The organism is Streptomyces sp. MAI_2237 (genome assembly GCF_054189285.1).
In genome coordinates this window covers 114,632-130,266 of the sequence record NZ_JAJPGQ010000004.1, presented here as the reverse complement: position 1 = coordinate 130,266, position 15,635 = coordinate 114,632, and the positions used below count along the sequence as shown (strand labels likewise).

General features: G+C 68.4%; 17 protein-coding genes. 12 read left to right on the top strand and 5 right to left on the bottom strand.

The features are described 5' to 3' along the window. Positions 1-19 precede the first annotated feature (19 nt). The 3 genes from LN251_RS27705 (at position 20) to LN251_RS27695 (ending at position 2,571) form a co-directional block, all read left to right on the top strand. The gene (locus tag LN251_RS27705; RefSeq protein ID WP_458246909.1) at positions 20-1,255 is read left to right on the top strand and encodes a helix-turn-helix domain-containing protein; all 1,236 of its coding nucleotides are present in this window, start codon (positions 20-22) and stop codon (positions 1,253-1,255) included. An 11-nt stretch (positions 1,256-1,266) separates the two neighbouring features. After that, on the top strand, positions 1,267-1,875 hold the full coding sequence (locus LN251_RS27700; protein ID WP_458246908.1) for a hypothetical protein: 609 nt from the start codon (positions 1,267-1,269) through the stop codon (positions 1,873-1,875). A 150-nt stretch (positions 1,876-2,025) separates the two neighbouring features. After that, on the top strand, positions 2,026-2,571 hold the full coding sequence (locus tag LN251_RS27695) for a hypothetical protein (protein ID WP_458246907.1): 546 nt from the start codon (positions 2,026-2,028) through the stop codon (positions 2,569-2,571). 993 nt (positions 2,572-3,564) lie between these two features. On the opposite strand, the gene LN251_RS27690 is transcribed toward LN251_RS27695, so the two are convergent. Then, complete coding sequence (locus LN251_RS27690; RefSeq protein WP_450444371.1) at positions 3,565-3,777, bottom strand: hypothetical protein; 213 nt, start codon at positions 3,775-3,777, stop codon at positions 3,565-3,567. A 230-nt stretch (positions 3,778-4,007) separates the two neighbouring features. Between LN251_RS27690 and LN251_RS27685 the strand changes: the two genes are divergently transcribed. Next, positions 4,008-4,853 carry a hypothetical protein gene (locus LN251_RS27685; protein ID WP_458246906.1) on the top strand — a complete coding sequence of 282 codons (846 nt, stop codon included), beginning with the start codon at positions 4,008-4,010 and terminating at the stop codon, positions 4,851-4,853. A 121-nt stretch (positions 4,854-4,974) separates the two neighbouring features. Continuing rightward, positions 4,975-5,799 carry a helix-turn-helix domain-containing protein gene (locus LN251_RS27680; RefSeq protein ID WP_458246984.1) on the top strand — a complete coding sequence of 275 codons (825 nt, stop codon included), beginning with the start codon at positions 4,975-4,977 and terminating at the stop codon, positions 5,797-5,799. A 254-nt stretch (positions 5,800-6,053) separates the two neighbouring features. On the opposite strand, the gene LN251_RS27675 is transcribed toward LN251_RS27680, so the two are convergent. After that, on the bottom strand, positions 6,054-6,530 hold the full coding sequence (locus tag LN251_RS27675) for a hypothetical protein (protein WP_458246905.1): 477 nt from the start codon (positions 6,528-6,530) through the stop codon (positions 6,054-6,056). Positions 6,531-6,624: 94 nt separating this feature from the next. On the opposite strand from LN251_RS27675, the gene LN251_RS27670 reads away from it, so the two are divergent. The 4 genes from LN251_RS27670 (at position 6,625) to LN251_RS27655 (ending at position 11,957) form a co-directional block, all read left to right on the top strand. Continuing rightward, the gene (locus tag LN251_RS27670; protein WP_458246904.1) at positions 6,625-6,759 is read left to right on the top strand and encodes a hypothetical protein; all 135 of its coding nucleotides are present in this window, start codon (positions 6,625-6,627) and stop codon (positions 6,757-6,759) included. Positions 6,760-7,593: 834 nt separating this feature from the next. Further along, positions 7,594-9,459, top strand: coding sequence for an alpha/beta fold hydrolase (locus LN251_RS27665; RefSeq protein ID WP_458246903.1), 1,866 nt, complete (start codon positions 7,594-7,596; stop codon positions 9,457-9,459). Continuing rightward, positions 9,456-11,096 (top strand): serine hydrolase domain-containing protein, encoded by a 1,641-nt coding sequence (locus LN251_RS27660; RefSeq protein ID WP_458246902.1) that lies wholly within the window; start codon positions 9,456-9,458, stop codon positions 11,094-11,096. The genes LN251_RS27665 and LN251_RS27660 overlap by 4 nt, the downstream gene beginning before the upstream one ends. A gap of 189 nt (positions 11,097-11,285) precedes the next feature. After that, the gene (locus LN251_RS27655) at positions 11,286-11,957 is read left to right on the top strand and encodes an alpha/beta fold hydrolase (RefSeq protein WP_458246901.1); all 672 of its coding nucleotides are present in this window, start codon (positions 11,286-11,288) and stop codon (positions 11,955-11,957) included. Positions 11,958-12,218: 261 nt separating this feature from the next. Here LN251_RS27655 and LN251_RS27650 read toward each other — a convergent pair whose 3' ends face one another. From LN251_RS27650 to LN251_RS27640, 3 genes are read right to left on the bottom strand one after another with little or no spacing between them, the layout of a single operon-like run. Then, positions 12,219-12,545 (bottom strand): DUF1048 domain-containing protein, encoded by a 327-nt coding sequence (locus tag LN251_RS27650; RefSeq protein ID WP_458246900.1) that lies wholly within the window; start codon positions 12,543-12,545, stop codon positions 12,219-12,221. Position 12,546: 1 nt separating this feature from the next. Further along, positions 12,547-12,903, bottom strand: a complete 357-nt coding sequence (locus LN251_RS27645; RefSeq protein WP_458246899.1) for a DUF1048 domain-containing protein — start codon at positions 12,901-12,903, stop codon at positions 12,547-12,549. Then, on the bottom strand, positions 12,900-13,226 hold the full coding sequence (locus tag LN251_RS27640) for a PadR family transcriptional regulator (RefSeq protein WP_458246898.1): 327 nt from the start codon (positions 13,224-13,226) through the stop codon (positions 12,900-12,902). The genes LN251_RS27645 and LN251_RS27640 overlap by 4 nt, the downstream gene beginning before the upstream one ends. A 294-nt stretch (positions 13,227-13,520) precedes the next feature. Here LN251_RS27640 and LN251_RS27635 point away from each other — a divergent pair, with 294 nt between their 5' ends. From LN251_RS27635 to LN251_RS27625, 3 genes are all read left to right on the top strand, one after another. After that, the gene (locus tag LN251_RS27635) at positions 13,521-13,955 is read left to right on the top strand and encodes a hypothetical protein (RefSeq protein WP_458246897.1); all 435 of its coding nucleotides are present in this window, start codon (positions 13,521-13,523) and stop codon (positions 13,953-13,955) included. A 496-nt stretch (positions 13,956-14,451) separates the two neighbouring features. Then, entirely contained in the window at positions 14,452-14,787 is a 336-nt protein-coding gene (locus LN251_RS27630; protein ID WP_458246896.1) for a hypothetical protein, read from the top strand. Beyond that, entirely contained in the window at positions 14,784-15,365 is a 582-nt protein-coding gene (locus tag LN251_RS27625; protein ID WP_458246895.1) for an ArsR/SmtB family transcription factor, read from the top strand. The genes LN251_RS27630 and LN251_RS27625 overlap by 4 nt, the downstream gene beginning before the upstream one ends. Positions 15,366-15,635: the final 270 nt, after the last annotated feature.

Genomic DNA, 15,635 nt, shown 5'->3' with positions numbered 1-15,635 from the left:
CTGTGAGAGGAGGCGCGCGATGGGAGATGTCCTGAGCGGCGAAGCGGCCCTCGGCCCGCTGCTGCCTGTGGACTCTGGCCTCACCAATTCCGTAGATCCTGCCGATGTGGGGCGACGGGTGAGCCATGCGCGTTCACGGCGGGCTCTGACCGGGGAGGCCCTGGGCAGTCTCGTCGGTCTGGGCAAGGACCAGATCTCGAAGATCGAGAACGGCCGGCGCAAGGTCAGTGTCCGTGAGCTGCCGAAATTTGCGCAGGCGCTGGGAGTGACCGTGGCCCATCTGCTCGGCCAGCCGTCTCGGCCGACTCTGGCGATGGCTCACCGGCTGGCGGCCGACTGCGATCCGGACGGGGACAACAATGCCAAGCGCCGGGCGCTGGAACTGCTCGAGGTCGAGGACGTCCTCGCCCAACGCGTACAGACGCGCTCGTCCGTGGTGACCGCGGCCGGGCAGCGCGTACTGGAGTTTGCCCGCAATCGTCTGCCCGCGCCCCGCAACCACGCAGAGGCGCAACGCCAGGGTAGGCGGTTGGCTGAGTTTGCACGCCAAGAACTCGGCCTGGGCTGTTACGAACTGGGAGATCTGCCCGGCCTCGTCGAGCGGCACTTCGGCGTCGATGTCGCACTATCCCCGCTGGGTGAGGAAGCGGACGGCCTGTGTGTGCACGGCGAAGGTGTGCAATTGATCGTCGCCTCCACCGACTTCTCCCAAGGGCACGTGCGTTTCACTCTGGCGCACGAGTTGGGGCATCATCTCCTCGGTGACACCCGGGATGTGATCGATGAGGACGAGCGCGACATGTACGCCAACGACCTGGCGGAGAAGCGCGTCAACGCCTTTGCCGGTCACCTGCTGATGCCGGAGGACGGCATTCGCGAAACCCTTGCGTGGCTGAGTGCCGGACGCGTCACCGAACGCAGCCTGGTCGCGCTGATGGAACAGTTCGGCGTGTCGTTCTCCGCCCTGCTGTACCAACTGCTGGACCTCGGCCTGATCACTGCCGAGCAGAGGCAGCAACTGCGCCGGCAAGTGGTGAGCGAACTGGTGGAGCGTCACGCCTCTGTGGCGCCCACCGGGGCGGGAATCAGCCCGTTGCGAACTGTCCGTGCCCCCGAGCGCCTCCTGGGGGCCGCGGTGGAGGCTGCCCGAAACGAACAGGTAGGACTGGGCGTGGTTGCTACGCTCTTGCAGCGTGAGGACGACGACGCACTGTGGGATGACGTGATGCAGCCGGAAGCTGAGGTGCTCGCCTGAACCCGGCCGGCGTGGTGAGGCCGCCCACGCCTGAAAAGCCCGCCGTCTGGTTCATCGACACCTCCGCCCTGCTCACCCTGGCCGTCCATGACGACCTGCGCAGCGTAGTCCAGGGGGAGATCGGAGCCCAGCATCACATCCTCGTCGACGTCGTGTACGACGAGCTGGACCGCCTGGCCGAAGAAGGAGCGCCGGACGTCAAAAGCCTGGCTGCCGCTGCTCTGGGCCAACTCGACTGGCTTGGCACGATCTTGGACACCAGCGACAAGGTCGCCGCCGTACGCGTTCGGGAGATCCAAGACATCGTCCGCGGTGGACGGCCTTTGAAGGATCCCTTTGAGCACTGGGCCGAATCCGTGATCATGGCCCTGACGGAAAGGATGCAACGGGGAACCCCGCACTTCCTGTGCGAGGACCACAACGCCCGCGTCGAGTCCCGCCACCACGGGTGCGTGCCGTTCAGCGTGCACAAGTTCTTGTCTCATATGGTTCGCCACGGCCGCCTCGCCGCCGAGCGTGCGGTCAGCTTCGCAGACGCCATCATGGAGGCTGGCCGGGGCAACGACTACACGGCACAGGAATTTGCTTCAGGTCGGCTAGGTCGGGTCGGACACCCCTAACGGGCGCGTTCCTTGCGTTCGCCGCCGGGCCTCCTGGACCTTCTCGCTGGTCGAGCACCAGGTCCAGGGAGCCGGACAGTGCGACCGCGTCCTCCAGCGGGACCGGCGCGGCAGCCCGGCCCTGGGCCAGCACGGCTGGAATGGGAGAACATGCAGGAGCCGGCACCCCTATTGAAGGTCTGGCGGAAACCTCTGGGGCGGGCTCAGGGGCGGGGTTCGCTTGGGCGGGCCGACATCGGTGCCTCCGCAATCAAGATCCCCGAATCCAAACCCTCGACGAACAGTGGCGACGAGGGAATCGACGGCGTCCTGTCGGCTCTTGACGATGCCTTCCGCCAGCATGCCGGTCAGAGCACCGACGCCAGGGACGGCGTGGCCCGTCACCACGTGCAGGGCGAGGTCCTCCAGGTGATGGCCCATATAACCCCATGCACGGAGCTCGCGTTGAGCGGCGGTGACGTCCTCGTTCGGCGCCAGGGGCTCACCGTCCTGTCGAGGCTTGCCGGGGTCGTCTCGGGGATAGGCGAACTGCCACACGCCGGAACGGAGACTGATGGCGAGGGTAAGGCAGGCACCGATCAAGTGGTCCTCTTTCAAACCCTCCTTGGTTGCAGCCTGGTTTTCCGAAAACCCGCCCGAGGGCACGCCGAGGCAGCACATGAGGCTCTTGGCGGCTTCCTCGAGTCGGTCCCGTAGAGGCTTGACGGCAGTGTGTCGCCGGCGTGCCCGCCTAGCACGCCGGGCCAACTCGTCTTGCGCTTTGTTGTACCGACAGGCTTTGCGCAAGTCCCGAGCAGCACACAAGAGTTCCAGGGCGGCCTTGTCCAGGTCGCGTGCAGTGCACGAGGGTTCCTTCGGCACGGACATCTCCCCCTACATGCCAGCCGGTTAGATTGAAGCGTGGCAGATCACATGGACGAACACCAGATCCTCTCCCATGACGGCTTCTAAGATCGGGTGCCAGCCCTCCCCTCGTGGCGCAGATCAATTCTTCATCGACGTCGTACAGCACGATGAAGTGGGTCAATAAAGTCTCGCGCTCCCCGCATGAGCTGATTGACTTGCTGGAGGCGGCCACGGCGACAGCCCGCGCAAGATCACCACGGAGAAGATCGGATGGGGCGGCAAATGCCTGACGCCAAGACACAGGCCAACGCGCAGAGCGTCAGGGCCCCCGGCACCGGCAGAGATCCGATTCGCCGCCGTCTCTGAGTGGCAAGCCGACCCGGCTGCTCGACGAGATCGCCCGAATCGCACCCGCCATTGCCAGCGACCTGATGGACGAGATCTGATCGACGCGAGCTGTCGGGGGGGCGGATGGCTCTGAACCGCGGGTTGCCGAACCGGAAGTGCAGCATCAGCTCGATCATGAGGTTGCTCGACCAGAGAACTCCTGTCCGATTGCCCTGTGCCGTCAGCCCCGAGTCCAAGGGCAATGAAGATTCGAGCATCACGCCGATGGCGACGGTTATGGCTGCCGTATCGCGGGCGAGGAAAGAAGGCCAATTCTTGCCTTCTCTCTGCGCCACCCAGGTGTTCACGATCCGTGACGCCGATGAGAAGCGCGGCGAGACTCCTGCAAGGGCAGGAGGCCGGCCGCCACGCCAACTGCGCAGCGTCACGGACGGCGGTGGGCCGGAGACGCACCCCACGGCAGACACCATGTTCCTTGCGGGGAGCCGATTGACGTCATCTGATGAGGTGACGGAGCACGGGGACGCTGCCGCCGGTGCTGAGCAGACCTGCCAGGGCCGCACCCGCCAGGGAGGCGCCGTTGAGGTGGGACAGGCTTGCGACGGCCAGGCCGATGACGACCGCGGTCAGGAGCACGACAGCGGTGTGCAGGGTGATGAACGGCCCCGGCTCGGCCGGGTCCGGACGGGTGCTGCGGCCTGAACTCATCGATTTCTCCCGTGGTGTTGGTGCGGCAGATCTCCGCAGGGTTCTCTGCTGCGGATGTCGGCTCGTACGTGCCCGCCGGCCCGCTGCCCCACGGGGCTCTTTCGCGTCCACAGCCAGCGGAAAGATCTTGAGAATGTCCGTGGGGTGCGGCGTCCGGCGCCACGTAGAAGGGAGCGGCGCAGGGACCCCAGAGCGTGAGGGTCGGCACAGACAACCGAAGGGGAGAGGGAATGGAGGGCGACGTCGCGGGCGGTCAGTCCGCGGCCGCGCACGCCCGGAACCTACAACCTTCGGGCCGGTCGCAGAGGGGCGATCTGGATGCGCCGGTGTCCCAGGACGATCTGCGTCGGATGAGCGTGCGGCACGGACGGCAGAGCCGGCGGCTGCAGCAGAACGTCGACAGGAGACTGAAGGACGAACAGCTCCTCCTCCTGCTCGCGCAGGACGACTTCCAAGGGTCGCGATACGACCTCTTCGTGGAGGAGCTGGTCCGCTACGGCATCTCGGTCCTGCGCGGATGGATGCATTCCGGCTTCATCTTCCAGCTTGTCGCCCACCGCGGCTTCGGTCTCAACCCGCATGAGCTCGACCTGGAGGAGCTGGCTACCCACAGCGAGGTGCGGGAGGAACTGGCCAGCATGACCGTCGCCCGCGCGTTACCCCGCTTCCGGCAAAAGGCCCTCGTCGAAGGCGGCTGGAGCTTCGAGGGCGGCGCCAGCATCACGACGTACTTCATGGGCGCGTGTTTGTACAGCTTCCCCAACGAATTCCGCAGGCACCGCGCAGACGCCGAACGGCAACGCCGGTCCCTGAAACGGCAACAAGCGGTGTACGAGAACCCGGTCAGCCCGCGCGGCACTGCCGAGGAGGTCCTGGGCAGGCTGTGGGTCCGTGAGGAGCTGAACAACATCGCCGACCCCAGGACGCGGACCGTCGTGGCCCTGACCCTGGACGACTACACGCAGGAAGAGATCCAGCAGTTGCTCGACGAGAAGTCGGTCCGCGTCATCGAGGGACTGCTCTACAGGTGGCGGAAGAAGTCGCAACGGCACCAAGGCGGTGGACAACATGGTTGACCACGGTCACGATTTCGACGCCCTGTTGGAGGGCTCCTCCCTCGGCAGTCCGGGCGCCCAGCGGCTGCGTGCGCGCACCACCCGCGATCAGGCTCGTGTCACCGGCTCGGTGGCGCAGCGCATGCTCCTCGGCTCGCACATGAGGCGGCTTAGGGAAGCCCGGGGGATCACGCGCGACGCGGCGGGCTATGTGATCCGCGCGTCCGAGTCGAGGATCAGCCGGATGGAAATGGGCCGCGTGAGCTTCAAGGCACGCGACGTGGAAGACCTGCTGACGCTGTACGGCATCACGGACGAGGCCGAGCGCGCCGCACTCGTGGATCTGGCCCGCGAGGCGAACCTGGCCGGCTGGTGGCACCGCTACGCGGATGTGCTGCCGAACTGGTTCGCCACCTACGTCGGCCTGGAAGGCGCCGCGTCCTTCATCGGCGCGTATGAACTGCAGTTCGTACACGGGCTATTGCAGACCGAGGCCTACATCCACGGCGTCATCAGCCGCGGCATGAAGGGCGCCGAAGCAGCCGACATCGACCGACGTGTGGCGCTGCGCCTGGAACGCCAGAAGATCCTCTTCCGGGAGAACGCCCCTGACCTCCATGTCGTCCTGGACGAGGCTGCCCTGCTGCGCCCCTACGGCGGCCGTGACGTCATGCGCGGCCAGCTTCAGCACCTGATCGAGTTGTCCGAACGGCCCAACGTCCGGCTGCAGATCATGCCGTTCAGCTCCGGCGGCCACTGCGCGGAGAGCGGGGCCTTCACCGTCTTCGGATTCCCGGAGGACGACCTCTCGGACGTCGTCTATCTCGAACAGCTCACCAGCGCGCTCATCCTGGACAGACGCGAGGAGGTCCACCAGTACGTGCGAGTGTTGGAGGAACTCCAGCAGCAGAGCCTGGGGCCCGAGGAGAGCCGGGAGCTGTTGCGCGGACGTCTGCGCCTTTCGTAGTCCGCATCGCGGTGCCGGGCTCAGCGGGCTGACAGGTCGGAGCCGTGACGGTTGCGGATCTTGCGCCCGGGCACGAGTGCGCGGGAGTCCGGGCTCCACCGCAACTCCGGCAGGCACTCCCACCGGCGTGGCCCACCTCGGCATATGGACCAAGAGAGCCTGCCGGCGCGGTGTCAGGCGCCGCGAGTGGCAGCCGATGTCCACGGGGCGGCGTGTGTTCCGAGAGCCGGGCACACGCCGCCCCGACGACGCCGTCAGGAACTTGGCTTGTCCGTTGAGGCGGATTCCTTGCCCGGCTCGGTCGGCTGGTGAGTGAAGACCACCAGGTGCCACGTTCCCCTCTGCCGCATCACGGTGAAGGTGTCCCGCATCGGCTTGCCCGCCCGGTCCTCGGCCACGAGGCGTGCCGAGCCGGTGTCCGGGCCCATGTCGTGCTCGATCCGGACATCCTTGACCTTCCATCCGCGCCCGCCCCGGTCGGCGAGGATCTGCGCGGCCTCCTGCCTCGACCACTTCTCGTCCTCGACACCGCCGACGGCGATCAGATCGGCGGCGCTGCGGGAGTTCAGGGCGTCCACATAGGCATCGACGGCCTTGCGGGCCCCGTCGGAGGATGCCGAACTCGAGGACGAGGATGTCGGATGTGAGGGTGTGGCCTCATCGTCCTGGGACGAGCAGCCGGAGGCGACGACCAGAGCGGCCGCCACGGCCAAGAGGCGTCGACGTTCCACAGCACACTCCTGTTTTCCTGTGAGGGGGAAGCAGCCTGTCAGGTGCGGTGCGCATACCACCAGGTGCGCGGATGGTCCGAGAGGAGCGAGTTCCGTGGTGTCGCTGTTCGACGGCGACGGCGACGGCGACGGCGCGGCCGGGGAGGACGGCTGCGCGTGCGCCGGTGTGCCGACGAGCGTGAGCATCGCCGCCGCCGTGGTCACGGCCACGGCGACGACGCGTCTGTGATGCGCGATGCGCATGAACCCCCAGCTGGCGCGCAGCCGGGCCATGCTGGATCGACCGCTCCCCCGACCCGACGGACAAGCGGTCCCGGATCGTGCACCTGACGCCCAAGGGCCTGGCCCAGGTGGAGCTGCTCTCGGGGCAGCCCGCATGTCAAGAGATCCAATGCGAACAACGCGTTCCTGTCTGGCGGGTTCGTGATGCCGGAATGTCTGGTTCCTGATCAAGGTGGCGAAGGTGCGGCACCGCGCCCCGCACCCGCAGCCGAGCTTCCTGGCCGGGCAGATCAGATCCTCATCCAGGCCGACTGCGCCCAGCCGGGCGCCACCAGCAGTGCATCCGCGACCCAGCCCCCTGCGCATATCTGGCCAACGCCGTCTCTCCGCGTCGTGCGGCGGTGCACCGTCGGCGATCGTCCGCCAGTACATCGAGCAGCGGAAACGTCCGCTCTCATGTGCACGTCAGAGCAGGCCTGAGACCCATTCACCCCCGGGGTGAACGCCGGGGCTCTGCAAGAGTCCCGGCACCCGCGCTCCTCCACGAGCAGCCCTCTGCACACGGCGGGGATCGATTCACGACACCTCGGTGGCCTCGATGGTGCTAATGGGGGATTTCCGCGAAGCGGGCAGGAGAGCCTTTCCATCCGCGGCCGTCCCCGGGCAGAAAACGACCCTCACCCGCCGTCCGGGTCGGCGGCCGCGTGACTGACCCCATTGGGCCTGCTGCGGTGCGGGGCACGAAGCCCCTTTGCAGGATGGCCTCTGACGCCCCCGCCCCTTGTGTGACGAGTCCGGCGGTGCCGGCGCACAGCCGCCGGCACCGCCTGGGAAGGACGACATGCCCATACGTAATCGCGGCACCGCTGCCGCGGCCGCCATGTTCCTGGCCGGTCTGACGATGCTCAGCGCGGCCCCGGCCCACGGCGCGCCCGGCCCGGCCGCCGTCCGGCAGAAACCCGCAGCGGGGGAGGGCACCTCCCCGCGGGCGAGCCGGCCGCAGTCCGGCCTGTCGCCGGGCCGACCGGCCGGTGAGTCCGGGCCCGCGGACGCGAGCGCCGGGAATGCCGGGACGCACACCGTTGCCTCCGGCAACACGTTGTGGGACATAGCCCGGCAGACCCTCGGCAACGCCATGCGGTGGGACAGCGTCTACGCCCTCAACCGGCAGACCATCGAGCACGAGGCCCTGCGGCACGGATACCCCTCCAGCGACCGCGGCCACTGGATCTTCCCCGGCACCACGCTCACCCTGCCCCCACCCCAGGCGGCACGGGCGCAGCCGTCACATTTCGTGCCCGCTGCCTGCCCGACCACGTACGGAGAGCTCAAGGAAACCCGCTGCGGCTTCCTCGTCGTTCCGGAGAACCGGGCCCACCCGTCCTTGCGCACCCTGCGCCTGGCCGTCGCACGCGTCCGCTCCGCATCCCCGGCGCCGCACGCCGATCCGATCGTGTTCTTCACCGGCGGGCCCGGCGCCGACGCCCTGGCGGACATCGCCGGACTGACCGAGGCGGGGCTGAACCGCGACCGCGATCTGATCGTCCTGTCCCAGCGCGGGACGTACTCGTCCGAGCGGCCGCTGACGTGTCCGGAGATCGACCGGTTCTACGGCGAACGCGTCCACCTCCTCTACGACGCACCCTCCACCGGCAACCTCTACGCCCAGGCCGCGGCCCGCTGCCACGACCGCCTCGCGGCCCAGGGCATCGACCTGGCCGCCTACAACACCAGCGAGAACGCCGCCGACGCGGCCGACCTGCGCAAGGCCCTGGGAATCGGGCAGTGGAACGTCCTGTCGCATTCCTACGGCACCCAACTGGCCCTGACCTACATGCGCATGTTCCCCCAAGGCGTCCGCTCCGTGACGGTCGACGGCGTCGTACCGCCGTCCGTGGCGACGCCCGGGTGGACGTGGAGCAGCATGAGGGAGTCGTTCGACAACATCGTGAGCGCCTGCGCGGCGCAGCCCTCCTGCCGGCAGCACTACCCGGACATCGGCGCCACCTACCTGCGCATGGTGCGTCAGCTGGAGGCCCATCCGGTCACCACGCAGGTGACGGTGCCGCAGGTCGGGCGGGTGAAGGTGGTCCTGGACGGCGGAGCGCTGCTGAACTGGATGGTGCGTGCCAGTCACGCCCCCGAGACCTTCGCGGTGGGCGTGGACGAGCTGGCCCACGGCCGGCCCGAGCGCATCGCCCAGCAGTGGGCGTCCGCCTGGCTTCCCGGCTCGCAGGGGATGTTCGCCCACGGGTTCTCGCTGAGCGTGTGGTGCAGCGAATGGGTTCCGTTCGAGAGCCCCCAGGAGCAGCTCGCCAAGGGCCGGCAGGCCTTTCCCGAGCTCCCTCGCTCGGTCCTGGCCCAGGCGCCCCAGCTGCCGTTCCTGCGCCAGGCATGTCAGGCCTGGAACGTGCCGAAGGCGCCCGACTCCGTGCGCGAGGTCACCTCGAGCAGCATTCCCACCCTTGCCATCTCCGGGAGTTTCGACGCCCAGACCGGGGCGCAGTGGGGGCGCTACGTGGCCCGGACCCTCTCCCGCTCCACCGTGGTGACGCTGGCCGGTGTCGCCCACGGCGCGTACGACACCCCCTGCGGGTCGAAGGTGATCACCTCCTTCTTCGACGACCCCGAGCACCCCGACACCCGCTGCGTGAACACCGTGAAACCGGCGCCGTTCGCCATCGGCAGCGAGGGAGCCGGCAAGTGACGGAAGATCTGCTGTCAGCCGGCTCCGGCCCCCAGCGCTTTGCCGCCTCGCCTGAACGTCCAGGGCACCCACGGTGGTCCCGCCGCGGCTTTCTGAGCACCGCGGCCGCCGTCGGCTGCGCGACCGTCTCGCTGGGAACCGCGCCACCGGCGGCCGCGTCCCCGCGATCCGCTCCCCAGGGGGGCGGCACGGGCGACACCAAAAACCCCCTGTTCAGTGCCCTCGACGCCAAGATCGAGGAGGCGATGCGGGCATACGCGATCCCCGGTGCGGCAGTCGGTGTGCTCCTCAACGGCCAGGAGTACATCAGGGGTTACGGCGTCACCAATGTCGACCATCCGGTTCCGGTCGACGGCGACACCGTCTTCCGGGTCGGCTCGACCACCAAGACCTTCACCGGCACGACGCTGATGCGGCTGGTCGAGCAGGGCAAGGTCGAGCTGGACGCCCCGGTGCGCCGATACCTCCCCGACTTCGCGGTGGCCGACCCCTTCGCCTCGGCGCAGGTCACCGTGCGCCAGCTGCTCAACCACAGTGCCGGATGGCTGGGCGACGACTACCAGGACTTCGGCCAGGGCGACGACGCACTGGCCCGCTTCGTGGCCTCCATGGCACGCCTTCCCCAACTCACCGAGCCCGGCACGGTGTTCGCCTACAACAACGCGGCACTGTGCGTGGCCGGCCGGATCGTCGAGGCGGTGACGGGCAAGACCTACGAGGCGGCCGTGCGCGACCTGGTCATCGATCCGCTGGGGCTTGGCCACACCCGCTTCTCCAGCGACGAGATCGTGGGCTTCAACGTCGCGGCATCCCACAACGTCGTCGACGGCAAAGCCGTACTGGAGCCGTCCTTCTGGCCCCAGCCACGCAGCCTCGCACCGACCGGCGGCCTGATCTCCAGCGTGCGCGACCAGCTGAGCTGGGCCCGCTTCCACCTGGGAGAGGGCACCGCCCCCGACGGCACACGCCTGCTGAGCCGGCAATCCCTGGAAGAGATGCGCTCCAGGCCCGGCCCCGGCGGCACGCTGGTCGTGGAGCTCGACGGCATGGGCGTCACCTGGATGCTGCGCCCAAGTGCCCAGGGGCGGCGCATCGTGCAGCACGGCGGGACCTGGCCGGGCCAGATGTCAGGCTTCCTGATGGTGCCCAGCCGCGGCTTCGCCCTGACCCTGCTGACCAACTCGGAAGGCGGCACACGGCTCAGGGACGAGCTGTTCACCGACGACTGGGCCCTGAGCCGGTACGCCGGTGTCACCAACCTGCCCGCCACAGCCGAGACCTTGAACAGCGTGGAACTCAAGCCCTACGAGGGCCGCTACATGGCCCAGCGGATCAACGAAGAAGGCGCCGTCGAGGACGTCGTCATGGAACTGACCCGTCGCAACGGACGGCTGCACGCCACCCAGACCGCCCATGGCCCGGCCGGCCAGAACGACGCCGCCTCCCAAGAAGAAGAGGACTCGGTCAAGGACCAGAGCACCGAGCTGGGAGCCGCCTTCTACAAGCGGGACTTCGCACTCGACCTCGACGCCGAGGGCCAACCGATCGGCACCCGCTCCAACTTCGTGCGCGGACCCGACGGAACGGTGCTCTGGTGGCGCAACCACGGACGGCTGTACCGCCACCAGACCCAATGACCCTCAAGCCCAGCACAACGGTGCGCCCAGGGCACGCCCGCCCTGGGCGCCGAAGGCGACAGTCGCCTGGAGCGCGACCTTAAGCACGACGGGCGACGCACCCCCGCTCCGCGTCAGGACGAGCAGGACTCGCGCAACTCCCCATGCCCGTGAAGGAATCAGCGTCCGGTGGGCATCGTTCATGCCTGCATGACGACCTTTGTTCTCGTTCCCGGCGGCTGGCGCGGCGGCTGGTACTTTTCCGGCCTGGCCGACCGGCTGCGCACCGCCGGACACCGGGCGCTGACTGTCACCCCCACTGGTGTCGGCGACCGCGCCCACCTGTACGCCGCCAACGTCAATCTCGACACCCACATCGACGACGTGCTCGCCGTACTCGCCGCCGAGGAGGCCGACGACGCCGTTGTCGTCGGGCACAGCTACGGCGGCATGGTGATCACCGGTGCCGCCGACCGCGCCCCTTCCGGCGTGGTGCGCCGCCTGGTCTACTGCGACGCCTACGTCCCCGAGGACGGCCAGTCCTGTTGGGACCTGACCACCGATGCCTACCGCAGCCTGTTCCTGGACGCCGCGGCGGCGGACGGCTACACGGTCCAGCCGCGGCCCGGCAGCGACCCGCGGGTGAGCGCACATCCCCTGGCTTCCTTCCTCCAGCGGATCCGGCTGGACGGGGCCGGCCTGCGTGACGTCAAGACCCGGGACTACGTGTATCTGTCCGGGTGGGACGGCACGCCTTTCACCGCCGTGCGCGACCGGCTGTCCAACGACCCGACCTGGCGCGTCCACACCCTGGACAGCGGCCACGACATCTGCAGGGATGCCCCGCAGGAGTTCTTGGAGATCCTTCTGCTGGGCGAATAGCCACGACGCGGTGCGCGAACGTCCTCATCTGCCGTGCAGTTGAACGGGCAGTGGTGGTGCCGAGGTTCGTCGGCACGAGGAGGGCGCAGCGGGGCCGGTGCGGTGAGGATCCTCCAGTTCTTCGGGTGCGCGAAACCGGCATGAACAGGAGCTGCGGCAGTTCCCGGTAGCCAAATGGCCTGCTGTCTCGTCGCGTTGCGCTGCGCCGAGGCGAACGTATCGCTCGGACGGGTGACGCCGAAGGACGTGAGGCGGCAAACGTTACTTCTCGTCTGCGCCCGGTTTTGCGCTGATGGATACCTGGTAGGCGTCCGCGTAGGTGGGAGAGTCCTTGATCAGGTCGTCGCAGAACGCAGCGACGTCGGTGCCGATGAGTTCCACAGCTCCCTTGCCCTCGGCGACACCCTCCTCGAAGAAGTCGACGATTTCAGGCAGGAGGGGCCCGTCGGACAGGCTGACCGGTCCGACCTTGAACAGGTACTTCTGCATCTCCTTGTAGACGATCTGGTAGTCCGGCGGCAGCGCCTTGACTCGGGCAACATGCGCTCGCCACTGTTTCTTGCCTTCGATGATGTCTTGGATGCTCACGTCAGCCTCCCAGCCGGTTCAGTTTCCTTGCGACGTTCCTGTTCAACTGCTCGCGCCACCGGTCGCGATGAGTGCGAGCCCCAGCCCCGCCGGCCAGCGCCGTGCAGAAGCCCTGGATGTCGTCGCCGAGCACCTCGTGAATGCTTTGCCCGTCGACTGCCGACACTTCGAGCAGCCCGAGGGCGGAATCGAGGATCGGTGTCAGGTTGCGGCCGGTGAAGTCCCCGTAAGGGAAGAGGTGAGCGACGATCTGGTCCCATGCCTCCCGGTAGTCGTCCGGCAGAGCTTCAACCCGGGCTCTGAACGCCTTCCAGTCTTTGGTGAGGTCGCTGCCTGTGGCCTTCTCCCAGAAGTTCATCTCCCGCCCTCCTTAAGCCTGGTGATGCGTGATGAGAGGTACTGCCATTTCGCCCAGAACCGTGCGAGTTCCTCGCGTCCGGCCTCGTTGAGCGTGTAGAACTTGCGCGGCGGACCTACCTCGGAGGGACGTCTCGTCACCTGCACGAGCCCGTTCCTCTCCAGCCGCAGCAAGATCGTGTACACCGTCCCCTCGATGACGTCGGTGAAGCCGAGATCGTTGAGCCGGCGAGTGATGGCGTAACCGTAGGTTTCCTCGCTGCCAATGATTTCGAGCACGCATCCTTCGAGCGTGCCCTTCAACATCTCCGTCAGGTCGTCCATTGCGGGATGCTCCTCAGCGCCCAGGAAGTACTACGTGCTACCGAGTACCGCTATACGGTATCACCGAGTACCTGAGGGTGGCGGCGTCTCCACCAGGCGCAAAGGGGGTCGTCGGTGAGGGGCAAGACGCGGCAGCGGCGGCCACTCACTGCCGGCGATGGGGAGAGCCTCGGGCCGGAATGCGAGGGGAAGCCGGACTTCTTCTGCGCCGGCTCGGACAGGAGCCGGACGGGACGCGAACGGGAACGGCAGGCTCCAGGGTGCTGGAGTAGTTCTCTCCAGGAGGAGTCTCCGATGAAGCATCCCCATCCGCCGGACCGGATCGACGTCGCCGAGGGGCTGCGCCGCATTCTGCAAGACCTGTCGGCCGTCGAACGGTGGGCCGAGGGCGACGGGGCCGCGCCGCCCGTGCCGTACGCGGACGAGGAGCCGTGGGAGGGCCCCGAGTTCAGCGTCGAGACGGTGAGCGACAGCAGCATGCACACGGTCGTGGACATCGTCCCGCGACGCTGCCCCGGCTCGCTGCGGACCGGTCGGGAGCGGCCGAGCGAGGACGAGGTGGCGGCACTGCGCTCGACCGTGCGGGCACTGCTGGACCTGGCGGACGTCGGTTCCGGGCGCGCCTGGACCACCGTCGTGCTGACCAAACGCGGTCCGCGCGTGGTCAGTTGTCGGCTGGGTGCCGGCGAGACGGTGTATGCCCGCGAGCCGGTGCTGGGCCGGGACTGAAGGCCCGTGCCCAGCGGGGGCGGGGGAGCGGTGCCGCACGCCGGGGCAGCCTGCTCCCGGAGGCGGGGCATCGGACCTCGGGGGGCATCGGGTACCGCTTTGCGGACCCGCCCGCCGCGCCCGGCAGCATCCCCGCACAGCCGCAATCGAGTGGGGCTCCCATCGGGGTGGGTGCCCATAAGGCCGTCCGCGCCCCGCCACGGGACCGGGATACCCGCCACCGCCCGCCGCCTCGCCCCGTCGGCCCCGTCCATCCCCTGCGCCCGGGGCCGGCCAAGCATGCCCTCGCGGGCCGTCATACCCCCTCCCACCTGCCGATACCGCCTGCCTTCCCGGCCCCGCCCGGGAGGCGGTATCGCCGGGGGAACGGTCCGGGAACGGGGGTCGGGAGAGTGCGTGGTGTCGGGAAGAGGAACCGGGAAAAACCGGGGATACCACGTAAAGGGGATACGTCATGGGGTGCAGGTCGGCTGGTCTCGTCGGAATCGTCGCTACTGTGCTCGCCCTGGGCCTGGGAGCCACGATCGAGACCGGCCACGCGCAGGGCCACTCGGCCGGTGCGCGGGTCGTCGCCGACGACCGCGGCCCCACCGTGATCACTTCGCACGCTTCCTTCGCCTCCGTCGCCACGCCGGCCGACGACCGCGGTCCCACCGTGATCGCCGCGCACGCTTCCTCCCTCACACGATCCGGCGAACTCGCCACGCGCGCTGCCGGCAGCACCGTGCGCCCGGCTAACCAGCGAAAACGCCCCGAGGCGCGATCACCCCTGCACAAGATGCAAAGAATACGTTGCAATGCTTCCTTTGCATCGCTATCTTTGCGGGCATGAACGAGCCCCACGATGCGCAGGTCCGCAATCTCGATGCTCGATCCCTGCGTGGCCTCGCACACCCGCTGCGCATGCGCCTGCTGGACGCCCTGCGCTTCGGCGGCCCCGCCACCGCGTCCCAACTCGCCGACAAGCTGGGCGAATCAAGCGGTGCGACCAGCTATCACCTGCGACAGCTCGCCCTGCACGGCTTCATCGAGGACGCCCCCGAGCGCGGCAAGGGCCGGGAGCGGTGGTGGAAGGCGGCCCACAGGGGCCTGCGCTTCGACGACGCACTCCTCACCGACGCCAGCCCGGACGTGCGTGGGGCCGCCGACATGTACCTCCACGAAGTCGCCACCACCCAGACGCGGGACCTGTCGACCTGGCTCGGCAACCGCCAGACGTGGCCGGAGGAATGGAACCGCACCTGGGACATGAGCAGCGCGACGCTGCGGCTGACCCCCGAACTGACCCAGGAACTCGTCGAGAAGATGCACGCCCTCATCGACACCTACCGCGACCGGGCCACGGACGACGACATCGACAGCGCCCAGGTACGCATCCACACGCACGCGTTCCCCCTCACGACGGAGTGAAAGGCCAGAACCCCGATGCACCCCGACAACCACCTCGCCCTGCACCATGCCCGCGCCACCGAACTCCGCGCCGAAGCCGATGAACACCGTCTCGCCGCAGCGACTCGCCCCCCGCGGGATCTCCGTACCCGTCTCGGCTGGGCCCTCGTGGACGTCGGCCTACGGATGGCGGCCACCCCCAGGGCAACAGCCGCCGCTGCATAGCGCCGTTCGCGACCGCCACACCTTGGGGGAAACGTGCCCGCAAGGAGCCCGGCAACGGCCGTCGGA